23 protein-coding genes are annotated in these 21,926 nt (G+C 66.6%); 11 read left to right on the top strand and 12 right to left on the bottom strand.

Translation table 11 applies throughout. The annotated features are described in order from the left end of the window. Nucleotides 1–127: 127 nt before the first annotated feature. The 4 genes from ABD210_RS22065 (at nucleotide 128) to ABD210_RS22050 (ending at nucleotide 4,513) form a co-directional block, all read left to right on the top strand. Nucleotides 128–1,432, top strand: coding sequence for an MFS transporter (locus ABD210_RS22065; RefSeq protein WP_344114136.1), 1,305 nt, complete (start codon nucleotides 128–130; stop codon nucleotides 1,430–1,432). A 283-nt stretch (nucleotides 1,433–1,715) separates the two neighbouring features. Further along, nucleotides 1,716–2,354 (top strand): sigma-70 family RNA polymerase sigma factor, encoded by a 639-nt coding sequence (locus ABD210_RS22060; protein ID WP_344113807.1) that lies wholly within the window; start codon nucleotides 1,716–1,718, stop codon nucleotides 2,352–2,354. A gap of 94 nt (nucleotides 2,355–2,448) precedes the next feature. Further along, the gene (locus ABD210_RS22055; RefSeq protein WP_344113806.1) at nucleotides 2,449–3,162 is read left to right on the top strand and encodes an ANTAR domain-containing protein; all 714 of its coding nucleotides are present in this window, start codon (nucleotides 2,449–2,451) and stop codon (nucleotides 3,160–3,162) included. Between the two features lie 100 nt (nucleotides 3,163–3,262). Beyond that, entirely contained in the window at nucleotides 3,263–4,513 is a 1,251-nt protein-coding gene (locus ABD210_RS22050; RefSeq protein ID WP_344113804.1) for a DUF2254 domain-containing protein, read from the top strand. 11 nt (nucleotides 4,514–4,524) lie between these two features. Here the strand turns inward: ABD210_RS22050 and ABD210_RS22045 are convergent, their stop codons facing one another. Next, nucleotides 4,525–5,352 carry a SigB/SigF/SigG family RNA polymerase sigma factor gene (locus tag ABD210_RS22045; RefSeq protein ID WP_344113803.1) on the bottom strand — a complete coding sequence of 276 codons (828 nt, stop codon included), beginning with the start codon at nucleotides 5,350–5,352 and terminating at the stop codon, nucleotides 4,525–4,527. A 234-nt stretch (nucleotides 5,353–5,586) separates the two neighbouring features. On the opposite strand from ABD210_RS22045, the gene ABD210_RS22040 reads away from it, so the two are divergent. Together ABD210_RS22040 and ABD210_RS22035 are read left to right on the top strand one after the other, a co-directional pair. After that, the gene (locus tag ABD210_RS22040) at nucleotides 5,587–6,024 is read left to right on the top strand and encodes an SRPBCC family protein (protein WP_344113802.1); all 438 of its coding nucleotides are present in this window, start codon (nucleotides 5,587–5,589) and stop codon (nucleotides 6,022–6,024) included. A gap of 107 nt (nucleotides 6,025–6,131) precedes the next feature. After that, entirely contained in the window at nucleotides 6,132–7,082 is a 951-nt protein-coding gene (locus tag ABD210_RS22035) for a UDP-glucuronic acid decarboxylase family protein (RefSeq protein ID WP_344113801.1), read from the top strand. 357 nt (nucleotides 7,083–7,439) lie between these two features. Here ABD210_RS22035 and ABD210_RS22030 read toward each other — a convergent pair whose 3' ends face one another. Next, entirely contained in the window at nucleotides 7,440–8,345 is a 906-nt protein-coding gene (locus ABD210_RS22030; protein WP_344113800.1) for a universal stress protein, read from the bottom strand. Nucleotides 8,346–8,561: 216 nt separating this feature from the next. On the opposite strand from ABD210_RS22030, the gene ABD210_RS22025 reads away from it, so the two are divergent. The 3 genes from ABD210_RS22025 (at nucleotide 8,562) to ABD210_RS22015 (ending at nucleotide 10,668) form a co-directional block, all read left to right on the top strand. After that, complete coding sequence (locus ABD210_RS22025; RefSeq protein ID WP_344113799.1) at nucleotides 8,562–9,428, top strand: aldo/keto reductase; 867 nt, start codon at nucleotides 8,562–8,564, stop codon at nucleotides 9,426–9,428. Between the two features lie 128 nt (nucleotides 9,429–9,556). Next, complete coding sequence (locus ABD210_RS22020) at nucleotides 9,557–9,958, top strand: DUF6153 family protein (RefSeq protein WP_344113797.1); 402 nt, start codon at nucleotides 9,557–9,559, stop codon at nucleotides 9,956–9,958. Between the two features lie 197 nt (nucleotides 9,959–10,155). After that, nucleotides 10,156–10,668, top strand: coding sequence for a DUF305 domain-containing protein (locus tag ABD210_RS22015; protein WP_344113795.1), 513 nt, complete (start codon nucleotides 10,156–10,158; stop codon nucleotides 10,666–10,668). 36 nt (nucleotides 10,669–10,704) lie between these two features. Here the strand turns inward: ABD210_RS22015 and ABD210_RS22010 are convergent, their stop codons facing one another. Further along, entirely contained in the window at nucleotides 10,705–11,049 is a 345-nt protein-coding gene (locus ABD210_RS22010) for a DUF2218 domain-containing protein (RefSeq protein ID WP_344113793.1), read from the bottom strand. A gap of 59 nt (nucleotides 11,050–11,108) precedes the next feature. Here ABD210_RS22010 and ABD210_RS22005 point away from each other — a divergent pair, with 59 nt between their 5' ends. Next, entirely contained in the window at nucleotides 11,109–11,702 is a 594-nt protein-coding gene (locus ABD210_RS22005) for a TetR/AcrR family transcriptional regulator (RefSeq protein ID WP_344113791.1), read from the top strand. A gap of 45 nt (nucleotides 11,703–11,747) precedes the next feature. Here ABD210_RS22005 and ABD210_RS22000 read toward each other — a convergent pair whose 3' ends face one another. From ABD210_RS22000 to ABD210_RS21965, 8 genes are all read right to left on the bottom strand, one after another. Next, complete coding sequence (locus tag ABD210_RS22000) at nucleotides 11,748–13,868, bottom strand: heavy metal translocating P-type ATPase (RefSeq protein WP_344113789.1); 2,121 nt, start codon at nucleotides 13,866–13,868, stop codon at nucleotides 11,748–11,750. An 88-nt stretch (nucleotides 13,869–13,956) separates the two neighbouring features. Beyond that, nucleotides 13,957–14,160 (bottom strand): hypothetical protein, encoded by a 204-nt coding sequence (locus tag ABD210_RS21995; protein ID WP_344113787.1) that lies wholly within the window; start codon nucleotides 14,158–14,160, stop codon nucleotides 13,957–13,959. Then, complete coding sequence (locus tag ABD210_RS21990) at nucleotides 14,157–14,885, bottom strand: hypothetical protein (protein ID WP_344113786.1); 729 nt, start codon at nucleotides 14,883–14,885, stop codon at nucleotides 14,157–14,159. Before ABD210_RS21990 ends, ABD210_RS21995 begins: the two co-directional genes overlap by 4 nt. A gap of 118 nt (nucleotides 14,886–15,003) precedes the next feature. Beyond that, nucleotides 15,004–16,914, bottom strand: coding sequence for a potassium transporter Kup (locus ABD210_RS21985; RefSeq protein ID WP_344113785.1), 1,911 nt, complete (start codon nucleotides 16,912–16,914; stop codon nucleotides 15,004–15,006). A gap of 274 nt (nucleotides 16,915–17,188) precedes the next feature. Beyond that, on the bottom strand, nucleotides 17,189–17,404 hold the full coding sequence (locus ABD210_RS21980) for a DUF2188 domain-containing protein (RefSeq protein ID WP_344113784.1): 216 nt from the start codon (nucleotides 17,402–17,404) through the stop codon (nucleotides 17,189–17,191). Between the two features lie 300 nt (nucleotides 17,405–17,704). Continuing rightward, nucleotides 17,705–19,231: an LCP family protein gene (locus ABD210_RS21975; RefSeq protein ID WP_344113782.1), complete on the bottom strand. Its 1,527-nt coding sequence runs from the start codon at nucleotides 19,229–19,231 to the stop codon at nucleotides 17,705–17,707. A 293-nt stretch (nucleotides 19,232–19,524) separates the two neighbouring features. Continuing rightward, the gene (locus tag ABD210_RS21970) at nucleotides 19,525–19,665 is read right to left on the bottom strand and encodes a hypothetical protein (RefSeq protein WP_344113780.1); all 141 of its coding nucleotides are present in this window, start codon (nucleotides 19,663–19,665) and stop codon (nucleotides 19,525–19,527) included. Continuing rightward, nucleotides 19,655–19,960 (bottom strand): SAV_915 family protein, encoded by a 306-nt coding sequence (locus tag ABD210_RS21965; RefSeq protein ID WP_344113778.1) that lies wholly within the window; start codon nucleotides 19,958–19,960, stop codon nucleotides 19,655–19,657. The genes ABD210_RS21970 and ABD210_RS21965 overlap by 11 nt, the downstream gene beginning before the upstream one ends. A 432-nt stretch (nucleotides 19,961–20,392) precedes the next feature. Between ABD210_RS21965 and ABD210_RS21960 the strand changes: the two genes are divergently transcribed. After that, nucleotides 20,393–21,337, top strand: a complete 945-nt coding sequence (locus tag ABD210_RS21960) for a phosphotransferase family protein (protein ID WP_132284135.1) — start codon at nucleotides 20,393–20,395, stop codon at nucleotides 21,335–21,337. Between the two features lie 104 nt (nucleotides 21,338–21,441). On the opposite strand, the gene ABD210_RS21955 is transcribed toward ABD210_RS21960, so the two are convergent. Next, entirely contained in the window at nucleotides 21,442–21,651 is a 210-nt protein-coding gene (locus ABD210_RS21955) for a hypothetical protein (RefSeq protein ID WP_344113776.1), read from the bottom strand. Between the last annotated feature and the right edge of the window lie 275 nt (nucleotides 21,652–21,926).

Here is a 21,926-nt window from a genome sequence, read left to right as displayed (position 1 = left end):
CCGTGGTGTTGTGACAAAGGTCGGACGTGAGTGAACGGGCTGCCCTGCGGGTGTTTCGTCGCCATCGCGGCTCCTGATCCGTTCCGGCTCTTCCCTGTAGTCGATCTGCTTGACGAGTGATTTCCTGATGCTTCAACGCGTCTCCAACAGACGCAGTCCTGCCCTTCCCAAAACCGGATTATCGAGTCCCTGGCGCGCCTTGCGGAGCCGGAGTATGCGGCTGTGGGTCGTCGCCAACACCCTCAGCAACGCCGGTGCGTGGATGCAGATGGTCGCGCAGAACCTGCTGGTCCTTCGACTGACAGGCTCCGTCGCGATCACCGGCGTCTCGCTGTCGGTACAAGCCCTTCCCGGGATCGTGCTCGGCGTCGCCGGTGGCTCGCTGGTGGACCGCTGGCCCCGTCGGCTAACCGCCGGGCTGGGGCAGCTCGCGATGGCCACCATCGCCTTCGCCACAGCCGGCCTTGCCGCCCTGGGCGCCCTCAACGTGCCACTGCTGATGATGTTCGGTCTGCTGACCGGCATCGTGGCGACGGTCGACGGCCCTGCCTGCACACTGCTGGGCAACGACCTGGTGCCCCGTCGCGATGTGCCGTCCGCGATCGCGGTCGGCTCGGTCGCCGGCAACGTGGGCAGGCTCGCGGGAACAGCCGCGGGCGCCGTCGTCGCGGCCATCGGTATCCCGCTTGCCTACGCGGCCAACGGGATCTCGTTCCTCCTGGTCGCCCTCACGATCCCGCTTCTCAAGCTGGCCGACGTCGCCCCGGAGGGGCCGGTCGAGGTCGCCGCGCCGGGCGGTGCTCGGGACGGGCTGCGCTACCTCGCCCGTCACCGAACGTTGCTGGCGCTCGTCGGGATCGGTGCGTTGACCAGCCTGCTCGGCCGCAACTACTCGCTGAGCATGGCGGCGCTGGTCACCGGCCCGCTGCACGCCACAGGTTCGGCGTACGGGCTGGTGGCCGCCGCACTGGCGGTCGGAGGTATCGCGGGCTCGATCGTCGCCGGTCGGCTTCGGCAGCCCCGGCTACGCAACGTCGTGTTGCTCTCCGCGATCGCGGCTGGTCTCCAGGTTCTGACCGGGGTGGCACCACTCGTGGCGGTTCTGGTCGGTGTGGTCATCCCGATGGCAGCCGCTGAGGCAGCGGCTGCCACGACCACCGCGACCATGCTCCAGACCGTCCCACCGCGCGAGCTGCGCGGCCGGGTCCTGGGTGCCTGGCGAACCGCGAGCACCGGTTGGGGCCTTGCCGGGCCCTCGGTGCTGGGGCTGATCCTGCAGTTCGCGGGAGCGCGTGGCGGATTGATCGCCGGTGGTGTCACCGTCGTAGCACTGCTCGCCCTCGGGCGAGTCGCGTATCGAAGGTGGCGAACAGGCGACGCAGCAGAGCTCAGCGGGCCGGCCAGACAGGCGGATTTCGCCACGGCTGCGTGAACACGGGGTTCGGGGAGGCGATTCGGTCTGCTAAACCTGGGTACGAGATCGACATCCGGCCCGTGGCCCAAACCCCTTGCCGCACTTGCCGGAATCCGCGAGCAGGTTTCCGATGACCATCAACAGTATGATGTCCCGGCCCTCTACTGCGGCCCCGGGATCCGCACGGGACCGTCGCAATCTCCCGTCAGGCGAGATCGAGAAATTGCTGCGAAATGCCGCTGACCGGCAGAACCCGCGAAGGTCAGAACAGCTCGAGCAGGCAATCATCTTGAGTGTTCCGATGGCCCGCACCCTGGCTGCTCGCTATCAGCGCCGGGGTGTGGACACCGACGATCTGGCTCAGGTCGCCTACGTCGGCCTGGTGAAAGCCGCGCACGGCTACCGGCCCGGTCCGGAGACAGACTTCCGTTCCTACGCGATCCCCACGATCCGCGGCGAGATCCGCCGCCACTTCCGCGACCGCGCCTGGATGGTTCGACCGCCTCGCCGGATCCAGGATCTGCAGACCGCCATCAACGCCGCCGAAGGTGAACTACCTGCGATCCTGCACCGCTGGCCGACCGAGAAGGACCTGGCCGAAGCCATCGGCGTACCGGTGGAGCAGATCATCGACGCCCAGCGTGCCCAGGGGTGTTTTCACCCGGTCTCGCTCGACGCCCGGCTCACCACGACTTCGTCGCTGTCGCTGGCGAACATCGTCGCCGACGAGAACGACACGTACCGACTGGTCGACAACCTCGAGGCGTTGCGTCCCGCCGTCGCGGACCTGCCGCCGCGGGACCGGCTCATCCTGCGCAGGCGGTTCGTCGACCACCGGACCCAGGCGGAGATCGGCGACGAGATCGGAGTCAGCCAGATGCAGGTCTCGCGATTGCTGCACCAGATCCTGGTGGTGCTGAGGTCGGCACTCTCCGCTTAGCGAACGGCTCTCGACAGCAACCACCGTGACTACCTACCTTGGAGAAAGGTTCAAAGTGCAGCCGAGTCCCTCCTCTGGGTGAGGATCCATCGCTATGCACGAGATCATCAGATCAAGGAGGAGCGAGGACGGCTCCCGGTTCCAGTTGTCTGCGGCAACGGGGCCCGGACTTCATCTCAGTCTCGACTTCACCCCCGCCTTGCTGGTCGGCAGGCTGTCCGGTCAGCTGGCCGCGCGATCCCGGAAGTACCTCAGAGCCTCGTTCCGCGATGCGCTGACGCAGCGGCCCGAGCGGTTGGTGGTGGACACGTCGGGTCTCGTCAGCTGTGACGACCAAGGGCTCGTCGGGCTGGCCGAATCCCTGGATCGGACTGTTCCTGACGCAGTACCGGTCGCGGTGTGCGGGTTGGCACCCGCCCATCGGGACACCTTCGTGCGGGTGTCGGCCGAGCGGAACCTTGACGTACGGGCAGTTCCTTCGTTCCAGGACGCTGTGCAGCAGCTGATGTCCGCACCGGGTGCGCCCCGGCCCGATCAGGAGACGCTGCTGGCGGAGGTTCGCAATCTTCATCGCGCACTGCTCACCCGCGCGACGATCGATCAGGCCAAGGGCATCCTGATGGTCGTCTACGGACTGGATCAGGATGCGGCGTTCGCCCTGCTGGTCTGGCACTCACGCTGCAGCCGGCTGCCGCTGCGAGAACTTGCGACTCGCTTCCTCGACGCCGTCCGCAAGACGCCGACCGGATCCCTCACGACGATCCGCTCCGACGCCTTGCTGGCAGACCTGGGTTCCCGTTCGGCGTGAGGTCGGGTACCGGAACCTTCCAGCCGTCCCCGCGGGAAACGAACTCCCCTGTGTTTCCGACGTTTCTCTTCGGGTAACCAGGAGGAGCCAGGATAGGAGTATGCCGTTGCGGCTCCGGATCACCAGGTTCCTTGATCAGAACCATTGGGTGCTGCCGATGATCTGTGTCCTCGGCGCGATCGCCCTTGCCCTGACCACGCTGGCGATCGACCGGAGGTTCGACTACAGCCTCGTGCCCGAGACGATCACCGGTACGGCGACCGCGGCCCAGACGCTGCTCAGCACGACCGTCACGGCGATGGTCACCCTGATGACACTGGTGCTGACCATCATGACCCTGGCCGTGCAGCTCGCGATGGAGCAGTTCTCACCCCGTATCGTGCCGGCCCTCCTGCGGGACCGGGGCAACAAACTCAGCATGGGTCTGTTCGGCGGCGCAGCGGCGTTCGCATTCATCGCGGCGACCTCGATCGATGACCAGAACGGCCGAGTGCCCGGCCTCACCGTCGTCATCAGTTACCTGCTGATGCTCACCAGTCTTGTCGTGCTGATCCTCTACATCAGCCGGTCCGGGGATGCCCTCCGGGCGGCCGGGCTGATCGATCTGGTGGGCGACCACCTGCAGCACGAGATCGAGAAGCTCCCCCGGCTGCCCGACCGTACGCAGTACCGGCCCAGCGAGCTGATCCTCGCGACAGAGCCCGGCGTCATCGTGGCTATAGACGAGTCGCGCCTCGTCCGGCTTGCCCGGGACGCCGACGTGCTGATCGAGCTCTGCGTCATGATGGGCGATTTCGTGCCTGCCGGTGGACCGCTGGCACGGATCCACGGCGACGTCGGCCGGCTGGAGGTTGATCGGGTGAACGAAGCCATCCTGCTGGGGCCGGAACGGACGCACCACGACGATCCGGTGTTCGCCCTGACGAAGCTGGTGGAGATCGCGACCCGACGGATCGCCGAGGACCCCAGCACGACGGTCCAGGCGGTCGACCGCATCCACGACGCGCTGCGCAACCTCGCGGGCCGCGAACTCCCCACCGGCCGGTACACCGATGGGGACGGCGAACTGCGCCTCGTCATCCGGGTGCTGGACTGGGACGGCTACGTCCGGCTCGCCTTCGACGAGGTCCGTGAAGCCGGCGCACGCATCCCCAAGGTGGCGCGCCGGCTTCGCTCGGCACTGCTCGATCTCAGCTCCGTCGCCTCGGGCGGGCGACGCAAGGCACTCGAGCAGCAGCTCCGACTCCTCGACCGGGCCGCCGATCACATGCCCGACGATCGCGCCGCTGAGCAAGCCCGGACTCCCGACGTGCAGGGCATTGGCTCCGGTCGCGACCTCAGCGGCTCCTGAAAAGCCGCTGGTCAGGCGGCGGCAGGCAGCGGGGAGAGCTTGTCACGGAGGTCGTCGAGGATCTTGCGAAGCACGCGCGAGACCTGCATCTGGCTGACCCCGATGTCCTTGCCGATCTCGGACTGGGTCCAGCCCTCGATGAACCGCAACTGCAGGATCCGCCGCTCGCGCGGGCCGAGGTCCTCCAGCACTGGCTGCAGCATGTCCACCGCCTCCAGTTGATCCACCGACCGGTCGTCCTCATCGGCGACCACATCGGCCAGGGTCAGGGTCGCATCGGCGTCGGACGGTCGATCCAGCGACAACACGTTGAAACAGCCCTTCGCGGCCATCGCCTGCTCCACCTCGTCCTGGTCCACCTCGAGGTACTCGGCGATCTCGGCCGCTGACGGCTCACGGTTCAACTGCTGCTCGAGCTCCGGAAGCTTGCTGGAGATCGTGCCCTGCAACTCCTGCAACCGGCGCGGGATTCGGACGGTCCAGGCGCAGTCGCGGAAATACCGCTTCACCTCGCCACGGATGGTCGGGATCGCGAACCCGATGAACGGGGTCTCGGCGTCAAGCCGGTAATGATGCGCGGCCTTCACCAGCCCCAGATAGGCGACCTGTTCGAGATCGTCCGCCTCGGCACCGCGACCGCGGAAGCGGTGCGAGATACCTCGGGCGATCTCGATGTTCAGTTCGACGACCTCTTCGAGCAGCACCTGCCGTTCGGTCTCGTCGGTGGTCCGGGCCCGGCGCTCCAACAACTCCCGGGTGGCGGCCTCGCGGGCGGCTCTGTCCTCGGCGGTCAGACACTGCGTGGGTACTGCTGCGGCGGCATTGAGAGTAGAAACCATCGTTTGACCTCGCGACGTTGAGTCACGGCGTGGCACATCTCTGGACCACGGTCAATTGCCTGCTGAGCCCGTACCCCGTTTCTTCAGCGTCATGCATCGTGACGTCCTGTAGCCGAATCTCAGCCGAAGCCCGGGAGTGGAGGAACGCGAACGGATCGTCGTGCACGATCGCCCAACGGCCATGACAGGCAGCTGCATGCACGTGCGGCCGGTGATACTGGGTACCGGCTCGGTATGACCGAGAACGAATGCCTGATCCACGCCTCAGTCGAAGACGTCTTCGCGATCCTCACGGACGGGTGGACCTACGCCGCCTGGGTGGTTGGTGCGTCCAGGATCCGCGACGTCGAGCAAGGCTTCCCGCAGCCCGGTCACAGCATCCACCACTCCGTCGGCGTCTGGCCCCTGCTGATCAGCGACACCACCACCGCCGAACGGTACGAGCCCCTTCGCTTCCTGCAACTCAGGGTGCGGGCCTGGCCCACCGGCGAGGGGCGGGTCGAGTTCGAGGCCACAGACAAGGGCGGCGAGTGTCAGCTGGTCATGCGCGAGGAGGCCGTGAAGGGTCCAGCCACGCTGATTCCCGAAGCCGTGCTCGACCCTGTTCTCCGGCTGCGCAATGACGAAACCCTGAAGCGGTTGGCGTTGCTGGCCCAGGGCCGTCGCAGCTGATCGTTGCGATCACCGGTGCCTCAAGCGGAATCGGCCGGGCCCCGAACAAAGGTTCGCCATCACAACGGAGCCGTTTCGGGGGCCTTTCGAGGGGTACCGACCGCGACATGAGTGGGGCACACGTGGTCGTGACCGGTGGCGCGGGGTTCGTCGGTAGTCACCTGTGTGAGCGACTGCTGCGCGACGGCCATCGGGTCACCTGCCTCGACAACTTCGTCACCGGTACGCCGGACAACGTCGCGCACCTGCTCGAGGATCCCAACTTCACCTGCACGCGCTCCGACCTGACCGAGTTCGTGTACATCCCCGGTGACGTCGACGTGATCCTGCACTTCGCCAGCCCGGCCTCACCGATCGACTACCTGCGACTCCCGATCCAGACCCTCAAGGTCGGCGCGATCGGCACCTGGCACGCGCTCGGCCTTGCCCGCGAGAAGAATGCCCGCTTCCTGCTGGCGAGCACGTCCGAGGTGTACGGCGACCCGCAGGTCCACCCGCAGCCCGAGTCGTACTGGGGACACGTGAATCCGATCGGCCCCCGAGGTGTGTACGACGAGGCGAAGCGGTATGCCGAGGCTCTCACCACGGCGTACCGCACGAGCGAGGGACTCGACACCGCGATCGTCCGGATCTTCAACACCTATGGCCCGCGGATGCGCCCCGACGACGGCCGCGCCATCCCGACGTTCATCCGCCAGGCCCTCGCCGCAGAGCCCGTGACGGTGGCCGGCGACGGCAGTCAGACCCGCTCGATCTGCTACGTCGACGACACGGTCGAAGGCATCCTGCGGCTCGCCTTCAGTGGCCAGTCCGGGCCAGTCAACATCGGCAACCCCGACGAACGTCCCGTCCTGCGGATCGCGCAGGACGTGATCGCCGCCACCGGGTCGAGGTCCACCATCGAGTTCGTGGACCGCCCGGTGGACGACCCCGGCGTACGGCGCCCTGACACGACGTTGGCCGAGGAACTCCTCAGCTGGAAACCCCAGGTCGACTGGCGCGAAGGCCTCGCATCGACGATCACCTGGTTCCGCCAAGCCGTCCCGATCCCCTCCTGACAACTTCCGGTTTGAGAAACGGCCACCGCTCGGTACAGGTCGGCATCACCACCCGCAGGTGCGTCCGAGGTCGCGGGATCCGATTGATCACCCGGGACTACTCCGTAGGCATCTGGGGTACAGCGATGCCGTGGTGACCGAACTATCGACCTGCGAGGACGCGCTGCGGGACGGCTTGATCGATTCGGTGATCCCCAGACCGCCGATACCCCCCGAGCCGCCGGAACCACCCGATCCTCCAGAGCCGCCCCTCCCCCCGGAACCTCTGCCACCCGAGCCGACCGGCCGCCCCGGTCGTGTGGCATCCAGGTCGCCCGGGTACCCGCGGCCTCCGACGGAAACCCGACCAACGCCGGATCAGTACGTCGCTACGACGATGTCCGTCGCGGGCCGAAGCCGACGAGCACGCTGGTTGCGCTTCGGTCCGGTCACCCAGTGCGGCACGATCGCGACCGGGCAACTCATGGCGGCCACAGCTCGACGGGCAACGGGGTCATCAGCCGGTAGGAGCCCTGCCCGAGCACCGAGGACGACCAGGCCGGCCTCCGCGCCTTCGTGAACCAGCGCTTCGACCACGGGCCGTGCGGTCAGCGATCGGGTCAGCGGCAGGTCGGGGTACTCGTCTATCCAGCCGGCCAGAGTCTCGGCGACCAGCAGATCCGCCCAGCGAACCCGGGAGTTCCTGACACCGTTGCCCTGGTGGTCGGATCGCGATGCTTCCTGCGCCTGGAGCACGGTCAGGCCGGCCTCCCGCTCGGCAGCGGTCCGGAAGGCGAACTCCACGGCCGATCGCGACAACTGCCTACCGTCGATGCCTACAACAACCTTTCGGTCCATCGCGGTCGGCTTCCAGGTGTTCGGTACGACGACGACCGGGCAGCCGGTCCGGGCGGCGAGGAAGATGTTGCCCTGGGCGGCGACCAAGCGCTGCGGCCCACGCGCGCGGGTGCGGCCGACGACCAGTAGGCGCGCGTCCCGGGCAGCCTGCGACAGGACCTTGAGCTGTGAGCCCTCCTGCGACACGCTCTTGAGTGCCAGTCCATGGCCGTGAAGCTGGCGCACGTGAGCGACCGCCGCACGGAGGGCCTCATCCGCCAGGTCGGCGGGCGGCCATGGGCCGTAACCCTGCGTGATAGGGCCGTGCGAGCTATGCGGCTCGTAGGGCGCAACGAGGATCAACTTGGCGCCGTGGCGAATCGCCTCCGCTGCTGCGTAGTCCACGACCGGGAGTCCAAGGGCAGTACCGTCGACCTCGACGACCACCGGCCCAGTCCTTGTGCAAGCCCCCATGTCGACCCTCCCGTTTGACTACTCACAGCGTCTCGCTGCTGAGACACCGGCGGTCAGTGCCGCCGGGCTCTGATCAACAGGACCGAGGGCCACTAGTCCGCGGGACCTTCGGCCCGTCCACTCGCGGTACGCCCGGCCCAAACTGTGGCACGGCCGCCGGATCCCTCGGAAATCGATCTACCATGCAGCGTGATCAACGAACGAAGCGTGGGCGCGTCCGCCGTCTGCTACATCGGACTCGGAGCGGCCGCCCTGTCGCTGTCGGCCGATCATGACGACGGTCGCTCGATCGAGGTGATCCACGCGGCCCTGGACGCCGGGGTCCGCCTGATCGACACCGCCTACGCCTACACCACGCTGGACGGGCTGAATCACAACGAGTCGCTGATCGCACAGGCCCTGCAGAGCCACCCGTCCGGCTCATCGGCGTTCGTGGTCTCGAAGGGCGGCCATTGGCGCACAGCCGAGAATTTCCCGATCGACGGGCGTCCGGAGGTCCTCCGCAGCCACGTCGACCTGAGCCTCAAGGCGCTGGGGCAGGAGGCAATCGACCTCTACTTCCTGCACTGGCCCGACCCCCAGGTCCCGATCGAGGAGAGCGCCGGTGCGCTCGAAGAGCTGCGGAGCCTCGGCAAGATCCGCGCGGTCGGGCTCTCCAACGTCAGCCAGGCCCAGCTCGAACAAGCCGGGCGGTCGGCTCGCATCGACGCAGTACAGAACCACCTCTCGATCTTCGACCGCGTTGATGCCCCGCTTGCGCGGTGGGCCCACGAGCGGGGCATCGCCTACCTTGCCTACTCTCCGCTGTCCGGCGGCGGTCGTTCAGGTACCGGTCGGCTGGAAGTCCTACGCGAGTTCGGGGAGGCGCGCGGCGCGAGCCCGCAGCAGGTCGCACTGGCCTGGCTCCTTCAGTCCTCCCCCGTTCTCCCGCTGGTCGGTGCGAGCCGACCTGCCAGCATCCGGGACTCGGCACAGGCGGCGAGTCTCTCGTTGACAGCTGCCGAGCTCCTCGAGATCACCGAACTGGTGGACAAGGCAGACGCGATCAAGGGCTGAGCTGCGCCGAGTAGATGTGCGCACCCCATCGGGCGACGACCCTCACCCCACCCGGCCACCCCATCCCCGCCCTAGCCGACCTCACTACTGCGTAGTCGGCGCGGGCTGCCCGGCTATTGTTGGGGGCGATGAGCATCCAGGTCAGGGCGACGCGGTCGGGTATCACCCGAGTCCTGGGGGTCTTGGTAGTGCTCGTCGGTGTGTTCGCCATGCACGGTCTGACGGGAAATCACGACGTCACGATGGTCGAGCCGCAGCTGAGCGCGATGTCCAGCCCCGCCGGTGGTCACACCAAGGCAGCGCGGGATGCGGTCATCTCGGCGGACGAGCACGATCACGCGATGGACGGTGTGTGCCTCGCGATGTTGACTGCACTGGCGCTGCTGCTGACGCTCTTGCTGGGCCTGCGCAGTCTCCTGGCCTGGCGCGCCGTCCAGGTCGCAGTACCGGTCGAGAGGTTCGTACTGACCGGGCGTTCCCCACCTTGGCTTGCTCCATCGCTTTCGAAACTGTGCGTACTGCGGACCTAGGCCTGTCGGCCCGGGTGGCCGCGCTGTCCGGCGCGCCACCACATTCATGATCCGCAGTTGCCTTCGAAGCGAGACCGAGGACTACACCTATGAAGCACCTCAGACGAACCATCGTTGCCACGACCACGCTGATCATCACCGGAGCACTGCTACTAACCGGGTGCGGCGACAACCCTGAGCCTGGATCCATGTCTGGCATGACGCCGGCGACCACCAGTTCCTCCGCGCCGGCCGGTCAGTTCAACGATGCCGATGTCGCCTTCGCGAGCCAGATGATTCCGCACCACCAGCAGGCGGTGCAGATGGCCGACATGGGCATCAGGAAGGCGACCACCCCGGCAGTGAAGCAACTCGCGACGGCGATCAAGGCCGCACAGGACCCCGAGATCAAGCTGATGTCCGGCTGGCTGACCACTTGGGGCAAGCCTGTCCCCACCCCCATGCACGGCCACGACATGTCGGGATCGATGGCCGGCATGATGAGCGACCAAGAGATGTCCGACCTCGGCAACGCCACCGGCACGATGTTCGACCGGATGTGGACGCAGCTGATGGTCAAGCACCATCAGGGTGCGGTCACGATGGCCAAGACGGAACAGGCCGCAGGCAAGGAGGCCGCGGCGATCGCTCTAGCTAAGAAGATCGAAACCGACCAGAACCGCGAGATCGCGACTATGCAAAGGCTGATGGGTCAACTGCCGGTCAGCTGACCCGCGCCGCACGCGCGCGCCACGAGTAGTGGTCGATCACGGCTCCTCGTGGCGCGTGCCGCGGTCGTCAGCGCTGCTCTGCTCCGGGACCGGCCGCCAGCGGACCAGGAGGCCTTCGCGGCGGCCGACCTGCTCCACTCGTTCGCCGACCTTGCCCTTGATGGCGCTCGCCGCTTCGGCATCGGGTCCGTCAACGCGTAGGGCCAGACCGTCGGGCTCGGCTCGCATCAGGCAGGTTCCACCACCGACGTTGATGAGGAGTTGTCCCTGGACGTCGGACCGTGCCGTGATCCCGCCGGGTTGATGGACGAAGTGCCGGCTGAACTGCTCGACGTACCGGTCGGCCCGGCTGGTGTTCACGAACGCTTCGAAACTGACCATCAGAACCCTCTCACAGTTTGCGATACATAGTGTCCCGATACTGTCATAGTGTCGAAGCGATGGACATGATGTACTTTTGCCTGGTGCCGAAGCTGTGGAACGACACCATCGATGCGCACCGTCACGCCGTGCGCGAAGCGGTCCTGGATGCGACCGCGGCACTGGTGTCCGAGCACGGGCCGACGTCGGTGACGATGTCGCAGATCGCGCAGGAGACCGGCATCGGACGAGCCACGCTGTACAAATACTTCCCCGACGTCGAAGCGATCCTCGCCGCCTGGCACGAACGCCAGGTGCGCGAGCACCTGCGGCAACTCGAACTGATCCGCGACCAGGCCGGTAGCGCCGAGCGGCGGCTCGAGGCCGTGCTGGAGTCCTATGCGCTGATGTCGCGCGGCCATGAAGCGACCGCCCTCGCGACGCTGGTGCATCGCAGCGAACATGTCACCGACGCGCGTCACCAACTCGCCGGATTCCTCCAGACGCTCATCGCCGAGGGTGCGGCGGCCGGTGAGCTGCGTGACGATGTACCGCCGCAGGAACTGGCCGCCTACTGCCTTCATGCCCTCGCCGCGGCCGACAGTCTGCGCTCCAAAGCCGCCACCAGGCGGCTCGTCAAAGTGGTCCTGACAGGACTCCACCCACCGACCTGACGAAGCGCCGAACTCTCCCGAGGAAGCCCGGCGCCGTGGGTGATGTCAGCTTCGCGCGAGCCGCTCCGGAGCCAGATCGAGGCGGCGCAGCAGTTGCGCGTTGAGTGCGACCACGATCGTCGACAAAGACATCAGTACTGCGCCCGCGGCCGGCGAGAGCACGATCCCAGCGAAGGCAAGCACGCCGGCGGCCAGCGGTACTGCGATGACGTTGTAGCCAGTGGCCCAGACCAGGTTCTGCCACATCTTGCGGTAGCTGGCCTTCGACAGTTCGATCACTGACAACACCGCCCGCGGGTCGTTGGAAGCCAGAACCACACCGGCCGACTCGATCGCCACGTCGGTGCCGGCGCCGATGGCGATGCCGACCTCGGCCCGGGCCAACGCCGGTGCGTCATTCACGCCGTCGCCGACCATCGCCACCTTCAGCCCACGGGCCTGGAGCTGGGCGACCTTGGCGTCCTTGTCCTTCGGCAGCACCTCGGCGAACACCTCGTCGATGCCCAGCTGCGCGGCCACGGCCTCGGCGACCTGGTGTGCGTCGCCGGTGATCATCGCGACCTTCACGCCGTGCCGGTGCAGCGCATCCACAGCCTGCTTGGACTCCGGTCGAATCTCGTCCTCAAGGGCGACCGCGCCAAGGACCTGGCCGTCACGGATCACGTACAGCACCGCTGCCCCGCGAGCGATCCAGGCTTGTGTGTTGTCGGCGAGCTCGGCGGGCACCCTTGCGCCCGTCTCGCGTAGCAACGCGGGCCCGCCAACCGCGACCTCCGCGCCATCGACGACAGCCTGGACGCCACGCCCGGTCAACGACCGGAAGTCCGATGCGACGACGCGACGGCCGCCTCCGGCTGGAACACGGTCCTTGGCTGCTCGAACGATTGCCTTGGCCAACGGATGCTCGCTGTCGGACTCCGCTGCCGCCGCGAGCTCCAGGAGCTCCTCCTCGGTCACCGCTGCGACGGTGGCGACGCCTGTGACAGCAGGCTCGCCCTTGGTCAGGGTGCCGGTCTTGTCGAACAACACCACGTCAACGGTCCGCATCCGCTCCAACGCGAGCCTATTCTTCACCAGTACTCCGGCCCTGGCGGCACGCTCAGTGGAGATGGCGATCACCAGCGGGATCGCCAGCCCGAGCGCGTGGGGGCAGGCGATCACCAGCACCGTGACGGTTCGGGTGACAGCCTCGTCGACCCTTCCCAGCAGCGACCAGACCACGAAGGTGATCAGCCCGGCGCTCGAGGCGAAGTAGAACAGGAATGCCGCAGCGCGGTCCGCCAGCGCCTGAGCTCGAGACGACGAGGCCTGTGCTTCGGCGACCAGGCGCTGGATCCCCGCCAACGCCGTGTCGTCCCCCACCGCGGTGATCCGCACTCGCAACGCGCTGTCCGTTGCCACGGTTCCTGCGACGACCGCGTCGCCCCCGCCCCGCAGTACGGGCCTTGACTCGCCGGTGATCATCGACTCGTCGACCTCGGCCTGGCCGTCCACGATCACCCCGTCGGCAGGGACCCGGCCACCGGACCGCACCAGCACGACCTCACCTTCGGTCAGGTCGCTCAGCGCCACCTCGACGACGCCGTCGTCGGTGACCTTCTCGGCGGTGTCAGGCAACAGCGCGGCGAGGGCGTCCAGCGCCCCGGACGCGGCGCCCAGCGCCCGCATCTCCAGCCAGTGGCCGAGCAGCATGATCACGATCAGCAGCGCGAGCTCCCACCAGAAGTCCAGGCTGAACCCGCCGATCCCCAGTGTGGTCACCCACGAGGCGACGAACGCGACCGTGATCGCCATCGCGATCAGCAGCATCATCCCGGGCTGCCGCGTCTTCAACTCGCTCCAGCCTCCGGCCAGGAACGGCTGCCCGCCATAGACGAAGATGACCGTGCCGAGCACCGGCGCGATCAGCCCCGAGCCTGGAAACTGCGGCGGCATGTAGCCGAGCAGATTGGCGAACATCTCACTGAAGAACACCACTGGTACCGCGAGCGCCAGGCTGATCCAGAACCGGTCCTTGAACTGCGCCGCATGATCGCCGTGCCCGCCATGCCCGCCATGGTCGGGGTGGTCGGCATGCCCGCCATGGCCGGCGTGGTCGGCATGGCCGGTGTGCTCGGGATGCCCGGCATGGGCGCCGTGGTCACCGTGCGCGTCGTGGTCGCTCATGTCACACTCCGTCTCGTCGTCACCATCACCATACCCCACGGGGGTATCGCGGTGAACCAGTCATGGCCGAGACGTATTCCCCGCGCGCTCATTGGTGCCGGCGCAGGCTCAGTCCAACCGCCGCGACCGCGGCCAGCGGCGGCAGCAACCACGCGGCGACCGATGCGGTGTAGAGCAGCCAGGTCATCAACAACGCGACCACCACCGTGGCCGCCACGGTCCAGTCGTCTCCCACGATGAACCCGTACCAGAACCGTCCGAAGCCGGTCAGCCAGCGCAGGATCGTGCTCATACGACCACCTCCCGGGTAGTGAGCTTGCGTCCGGCTCGACGCAGCAGTCCGACATAGCTGACCGCCGCGAGCGCGTACCAGGCGACCAGCGCGAGGATCGCAGCGTCACTGCCGGGCCAATTGATCCCCATTCCTTCCACGGCCCAGAAGGTTCCGAAGCTCGACAGCAGCGTGCCCACGAGCAACTGCAGGGCGCTCCGCGGGATGCGCTGCACCACCCGGCTGGCGAGCATGCCTGCGCTCGCGACCACGACGAAGGCCAACACCGCGCCGAGTACGGCACTGCCAAGTTGCTGGGCCGCGACGCCGAAGCTGACCACGATGAACGTGATCTCCAGGCCCTCCAGCAGTACTCCCTTGAACGACAGAACGAACGCGGTCCAGTCGACGCCGTGATCAGGGATCTGTTCTGCCGGGGCTGTCCGCTCCCCCATGCCCCGGAATCCGTTCGCGCTGACCCGCCGGATTCCCTTGCGGAGCCATTGCAGCCCGAAGACGAGCAGCAGGGACCCCACGACCAGCCGCAGCGCGTTGATCGGCACCGCCGTGAGAGCGGTCCCAACTCCCAGGACGAGAACCGCCAGAACAGCGAGACTACTGATCGCCCCGAACCACGTCGATCGCCACCCGCGCACACTGCCGACGCCCACGACGATGATCACCATCTCGATCACCTCGACAGCGGCTGCCAGGAAGGTGGTGACGAATACAGAAGAGCCTGTCATCGCGAATCTCCTCGCACTGGTGCTCTCTGCTAGCCTCGCGCGCCGCACGGCGGGGATCTGCACCGCCAGCGGGCAATCCGCCTTCCGGCTAGCTGGAAGGGGGTCTTTTCCTACCGGTCTAGACGCTGATGCGGGAGCCCATGATGACCACCCGGTCGCGGGGCAGGCGGAAGTACTCGGCTGCGTCCGCACTGATCCTCGAGGTGGCAACGAAGAGCCGCTTACGCCAGCGAGTCATCCCGGGCGCGTCGCCCACGCTGAGCTCGATCGTGGAGAGGAAGTACGACGTCTCCTCCAGTTCGAGACTGAGTTCCGCGCTCGCGGCGGCGGCCGACCGCAGTACTTCGGGGACGTCGGGACTCTGCACGTAGCCGAACCGGGCGCTGACATGGATGATGCCGTCGTCGGTGTAGCCGAGATCGTCGACAGTGACGCGGTCATCGTCTGGGACATGCGGAACCGGGAGCGTCTCGATCGAGAGGATCACCACGTTCTCGTGCAGGATGTGGTTGTGCTCGACGTTGGCGCGCATCGCCAACGGGACGGTCGCCTTGCCACGGTTGAGGAACACCGCCGTACCAGGGACTCGCTGCGGCTGCGACTGATGCAGTTCGTCGACGAAGACCGGTAGTTCCCCCTCCTCGAGTTCACGCCTCCTGGTCACCAGTTCGCGCCCCCGTTGCCAGGTGGTGAGGACAGTGAAGACCGTGACTGCGATCAGGAGCGGGAGCCACGCGCCGTGCATGATCTTGGTCAGGTTCGCGGCCAGGAACAGGAGTTCGACGGTGAGGAACGTGCCGGCACCGACCAGCACGAGCCAGAGTGGTTTACCCCACTGGTGCCGGACGATGTAGAAGAAGAGCAGCGAGGTGATGGTGATCGTGCCGGTGACTGCCATCCCGAACGCGTAGGCGAGCGCCGCGGACGTCTGGAAGGCGAAGACCAGCGTCAGCACGGAGATCATCAGCACCCAGTTGATCCAGGGCACGTAGATCTGACCGAAGGTCTCCTGGGACGTGTGCGTGATGCGCAGCCGTGGCAGGTAGCCGAGCTGGACGGCCTGGTGGGCCACGGAGAATGCGCCGGTGATGACTGCCTGTGAGGCGATGACGGTGGCTGCAGTCGCCAACAGCACCATCGGCAGTCGCGCCCAACCTGGGATGAGCAGGAAGAAGGGGCTGCTGATCGTGTTCGGGTCGGCCAGCACAAGAGCGCCCTGGCCGAAGTAGCTGAGGATGCAAGCCGGGAAGACGAGGAACAGCCAGGCACGGGTGATCGGCGCCCGCCCGAAATGGCCCAGATCGGCGTACAACGCCTCGGCTCCGGTGATCGCGAGCACGACGGCGGCGAGGGCGAAGAACGCGACGGAGAAGTGGCCGGTGAGGAAACCGATGGCATAGGTCGGCGAGAGCGCCTTGAGTACGTCGGGGTGGCGCGCGATACCGGAGATGCCGCAGGCTCCGATCGCCAGGAACCAGAAGATCATCACCGGTCCGAAGGAACGGCCGATTCGTGCGGTTCCCAGCCGCTGTACCGCGAACAACACGATGATGATGGTCGCGGTGATCGGCACGATCAGCTGGCCCAGGCCCGGCTGGACGACCTTGAGCCCCTCGACCGCGGACAGGACCGAGATAGCGGGCGTGATCATGCTGTCGCCGAAGAACAGCGAGGCGCCGAAGATGCCCAGTGCCGCGAGGATCAGTTTCGTTCGTCGACCGCCGGGGACCCGCCGCCCCCTGATCAGGGTGATGAGGGCGAGGATGCCGCCCTCGCCGTCGTTGTCGGCCCGGAGTACGAGCAGGACGTACTTGATCGTCACGATGATGGTGACCGACCAGAAGATCAGCGAGATGACGCCGAAGACGCTTTCGGTCGAGACCGGGACCGGGTGCGGATCGCTGGGGTTGAAGACCGTCTGGATCGTGTAGATGGGACTGGTCCCGATGTCGCCGAACACGACCCCCAGTGCCCCGACCGTCACCGCCGCCCAAGTAGCCTTCCGCGCCCCCGCTGCGCGACTACTCATCCGCCATATCCACCCGATCATTCAACCACGCGGTGGAGACGGACCGCGGTGTTGCGTTACACGCCGTCACCGACCTCCCGGGGCGGCATCGTCCATGTAACCGACAATCTTCCTTGCCTATGGCCCCGAACATGCCGTGCAGCACCTGGAGGACTCAGCGAACGTCAACTGGCCGCCACAAGATCAGTGGGCGGCGGTCAGGTTCGGTCGTCAGCCCAGCTGGGTGCGGAACCTCAGACCGGACCGGCGATCGAGGCTGCCTTGTGGTCGGCACCTAGGCGTGAGAGTCGGTGCCATAGGTGATGATCTCTGCCACTGCGCCGTCTTCGCCACGAATGATGTGGCGGCCCTGGACCCATCGAGCGACCTCGGCGCCGGCAGCGACCTGCCGGAGCCTTGAACCTCCACTGGAGAAGGGTTGCTCACAGTCGCGACGGCGGTTCTTCCAGACGCCCTGCTCGCAATAGGTCTCGATATCGTGCCTGTCCATGGCGCGCCTTCTTCCGCTCCCCGACCCCTCCCGTAGCTCGTCGACCGGCAGCACCGGAGGGGTTCGGCCTACCGGCCGACAGCATCAGACCAGTATATAAAGAGGTCTGGTGTTCTCATCGTGCGCGCCGGGCACCTGGAAGCACAAGCCTCCTGGACGGTGGCTTCTTCGCTGCCCGGCTGAAGCCGCTGGCCGGACGCGCCCCCACCGAGGCTTGTTCTTGTCTAGATCACAACGCCGTCGGGCTTCGGGAGAACTCACCTCAGGTGGTCAGCTCCCGGAGCGGCGCGGTCGTCTACGTCACTGGCCGGTGGGGTGGTAGGCGCAGGCGTCGGCGAGGTTCTGAGTCGTACCGGCGGGCGGCGTCGAGGTCTTCTTGCCTGGCTTCGTCGTGGTCGACGGTGTGCTCGATGTGCTGGGTTTGGTGGTCTTCGGCTGGATGGCCTTCTGGACAAGTTCGCGCATCGCCGTGTAGTTCGGGTTCCTCCCCGTCGGGAAGTTCTTACTCCCGTCCAGGTCGACACTGGAGACGCTGGCGTTCTTCACCTTGAGCCCGAGGTCGATGAACGCCGGCAGGATCTCCTGCGGGATGTCGGTGCGCAGTAGTTGCTTACCGGCGGCAGCGATCTGCTTGTACTTCGTCACCAGGGTCCCCGGGTTTGCGCTGTTCACGATCGCATTGATCGTGCAACGCTGCCGCTCCTGCCTGGACGCGTCATCGAGGCCGTAGCGGCCGCGCGCGAACCAGAGCGCGTCGTGGCCGTTCAGTTTCTGGTTCGGACCAGGCTGCAAGTAGCCCGACGGCAGCGTCGCATTGCCCGCCCCAGGGCCGGTTCCGTAGTCACCACCGATCGGGACCTTGTAGTTGATGTTGACGGTGATGCCGCCGAGCGCGTTGACGATCTGCTCGAAGCCCGCCAGGTTGACCTGCATGTAGTAGTCGATCTTCAGGCCCATCGCCGCGCCGACCGACACCTTCAGCACGTCCGCGCCCTCGTTGTCGGAGGCGCCGAGGATGCCTGGGTACTTCTTCGGGATGGTGTCGTACATGGAGTCCAGGTAATACCCGGGCTGCTCGACGTTGCCCAGGCTGGGATCCCAGTACCCGGTCGGGTAGACCTTGTGCAGTGGTGAGTCCGCCGGGAACGGCATCCGCATCCAGTTCCGGCTCAGCGACATCAGCGCGGTGTCACCCGTCTTCGTGTCGATGCTGGCAACCATGACGGTGTCGGTGCGGGTCCCGGTGCGGCCCGCGCCGTCATCGGCGCCCAGCAGCAAGATGTTCAGTCGCGGCGTCTTCGCCCAAGGATCGCTCTGGTTGCCGAGCTTGGGTCGGGTGGCGCTCTTCGAGTTGCCCTGGGAGGCGAACACGCTGCCGACCAGGTCTCTCTGGGCCATCACAGTCTGCGCGGCGACAGTCGTCGGCACGGCGATGGCGAAGCAGATCAGCCCCACGAAGGCGGCCCCGGCCAACCGTCCCGTGGCGGACAGGCTGACCGGACGGAGCAGCCTGTGCGAGAAGATGACGATGCAGATCCAGCAGAAGCCGAGCAGCACCACGACCGCGGCCGCTATCAACAACTGACTCGGACTGACCGCTAGCGCGAGAACTGCCTGGCGCCGGGCAAACCCGAAGTACGCACCGAGCGCGAGCAGTCCGACACTGACCGTCATGACGAGGACGCCGAGCTTCCTCCGGCCGCCCATCACCAACCCCGAACCGGGAAGCAACGCGCTCACCAAGGTCAGACCGATCGCGCGCGAAGCAGACCCAGCCCGACGGCTCGGCCGCGCCCGGCGAGCACGCCGGCCGGACGTCTCACTCATCTCAACCAATCTGATGACACAAGATCACTAACGACCGCCGACCCGAAAATGTCCCCGCCCATCCGCGGGCGGCACTGCTCAGGTGTGGGGGTCGAGTCCGTCGAGGACTCGCTGCAGCCCCCAGACGAACTGCTCGGTCGTGAAGTACTTCGCACCGAAGCTGCCCCGCCCGCGTCCAATTGCAACAGGGCGGCATCGAGGATCGCCTGCTCTGTGGCTGCCCGCGGACGACCTGTCCGGCGGCTCGCTTGCGATCGCCACCTGCCAACACCCCCTGAGCTCCTCGCCATGTCTTAGCCCAGGTGGCTCAAGGCCCAGAGCAGTACTGCGAGGGCGCCGGTCACCAGCACGATCCGGACCATCGCCACGAACTCCGGGTCGAACCCTTCGGTCCGCGGTTTGGGCGGCTTCGGCTTGTGATTCTCAGCGGCCACGGGAACCCACCAGCTCCGGAGCGGGGGCTCCGACCTCGGGTCCGACCAACACCGGATCGAGCTGGATCACGCTGACGCCGAGCGCCGCCAACAGTTCGCGCAGATTGTCCTCGTGCAGCCGCATCCAGTCCTGCCGCGGTCCTGACGCCGCACGGAGGAGTTCGAGGCTGCTGAATGCAATGCCTACCCGGACCCCGTCGGGCCTCCGCCCGACTTGCGGCGCCGCCACATCCTGCGCGCCGGCCGTCCGGGTAGGCACAAATAGCGGGACTGGGTCATCCATCGATCTGCTCACCCCTCGACGCTAGGCGTCGGATCGCCTGATGAGCTGTCCACTAACACCCCTCCCACAGCAACCGACTGATCTCGCACACGCCTCTCACGGCCGGCCTCGTGGAACGTCGGCGAAGAGGAGCTTCATCAACCGCTGCCGCTCCGCTCGAACCCTGACGCAGGGTCGAGGTCAACTCAGTGTGTGAGAACGGGCCGCAACCGCATGAGGAGTCCGTGAGGAATGGGTATCGAGCCCGCCGACAGGGCCGACAGTGAACAGGTGACTGTCACCTCAGACGATCCGGTGACGATCGCCATCGCCGTACTGCTGCTGGTGCTGGTGCTGGTGTACGGCAGGTCCAGATGGTGACGGCCATCCAGCAGCCGGGTCACTGCCGCTGGCGGGTTAGAAAACTCCTATCGCCGCAGCCCCCTGACGAATAGGCTCGCGCTCGTGACCGACGGCGACTGGAGGGATGGCGGGTTCAGGCAGCGTCGGCCCTCCGTGGAGACTCTCGCCTGGGTTGCGGCGTCGATGGGCCGGGGCAGTCGCATCGTTGGCTATCGCCGCTTGACCGGTGGCGTCTGCTCCGCCGTGAATCGGCTGACTGTCGAGCGACGTGGAATGCGAACGTTCGTCGTACTGCGGCAGTACCCGGGCGGGCTTGGCCTGCAGGGGAGCTTGGAGAAGGAGATCGCCAACCTTGGTGTGGTGGCGGGAAGCGGGCTCCCGGTTCCGAGCATCCTGGCTACTGATGTTGCTGGTGCTTCGACGGGGGGCGCGCCATCGTTGCTGATGACACGGTTGCAGGGGCATGTTCACCTCAATCCGGCGGAACCTCGGTCGTGGATGACGAGGATCGCGGAGATTGCTGTATTGCTGCATTCCCTCGATCTCCCCGCGAAGATGTTCAGACCTTGGACGGATTCTTGGATCGCTCCTCTAGACGGGTTTCAGGTGCCGGTGGACGCACAGAAGCCGGCTGTGTGGAAGGCGGCGTTTGGTGTCATGGCGGCGCCGCCGCCAAAGGACACTGCCGTCTTTCTGCACTGCGATCTCCTGCCTGTCAACATGCTGTGGTCGCGCGGGAGGATTACCGGACTGACCGACTGGAACTCCATCCATCGGGGGGCGCGCGCGATTGACGTCGGGCACTGTCGGCGATACTTGGCGGCGCTCTACTCGCCCGAGTGGTCGGAGCAGCTCCGGTCGCTCTATGAGTCGATCGCCGGGGTGACTCTCGACCCGTGGTGGGACCTGTATGCCCTGCTGCACTATGACGATAGCGGGCCGAAGTGGATCCGTAGTCAGGTCGCTGGGCGCCGTCCCGTCGATGTGCCCGGTATGACTTCCCGGGTCGAGGTCGCTATCGAGACAGCGCTACGGCGCCTCGGATAACTGCGGGTTTCCTGCTGGTCGCCCTTCCGGTTCTGGCATGCCGCACAGACCCCTGCACGAAGGCCTCGCACTCGCATCAATCACCGGCTAGTAACGAGACACCACTAGCCGCTGCGAGTTCGCTGATGTAGCAGCTCCAAAACCTTCGCTGGATCGGCTGGGCTGAACGCCGGCTTCACCTTGGCACCGACGTCCAGCACGATCAACGTGTTCTTTCGTGGACGGCTGAGGTCGAGGGGAAGCCAGTAGGCCGGGTGCGTGGTTCCCCAGAGCCGGAGCTTGCCCGTCGCCAATCCCATCTGCTGAGAGCCCACAGCCTCAATCCGTCCGTACGGGATCCGCTTGCTAGCGCCAAGTGGGAAGTAATAGCGCCGAAGCGTGACGGCATGGTCATCCAGCCGGACCGACCCGTCGTCATACAGAGCTCCACTGACCACCTAGCCATGGAAGCACAGGTTAGAGCCGGCCGGGCTTCTTGAAGACTCGACCTCGAGCGCGTCGGGACGGTAGAGGCCGATCCACCCCATCCCATGCCGATCACGAAGCAGTTCGTACGTGTCCTCCAACGAATCCGGCTCACAAGCCCGGC

Source organism: Kribbella alba, assembly GCF_039529635.1.
Lineage (GTDB): Bacteria > Actinomycetota > Actinomycetes > Propionibacteriales > Kribbellaceae > Kribbella > Kribbella alba.
Note: the sequence above shows the minus strand (reverse complement) of the source record. Positions and strands in the feature narration are given on the sequence as shown.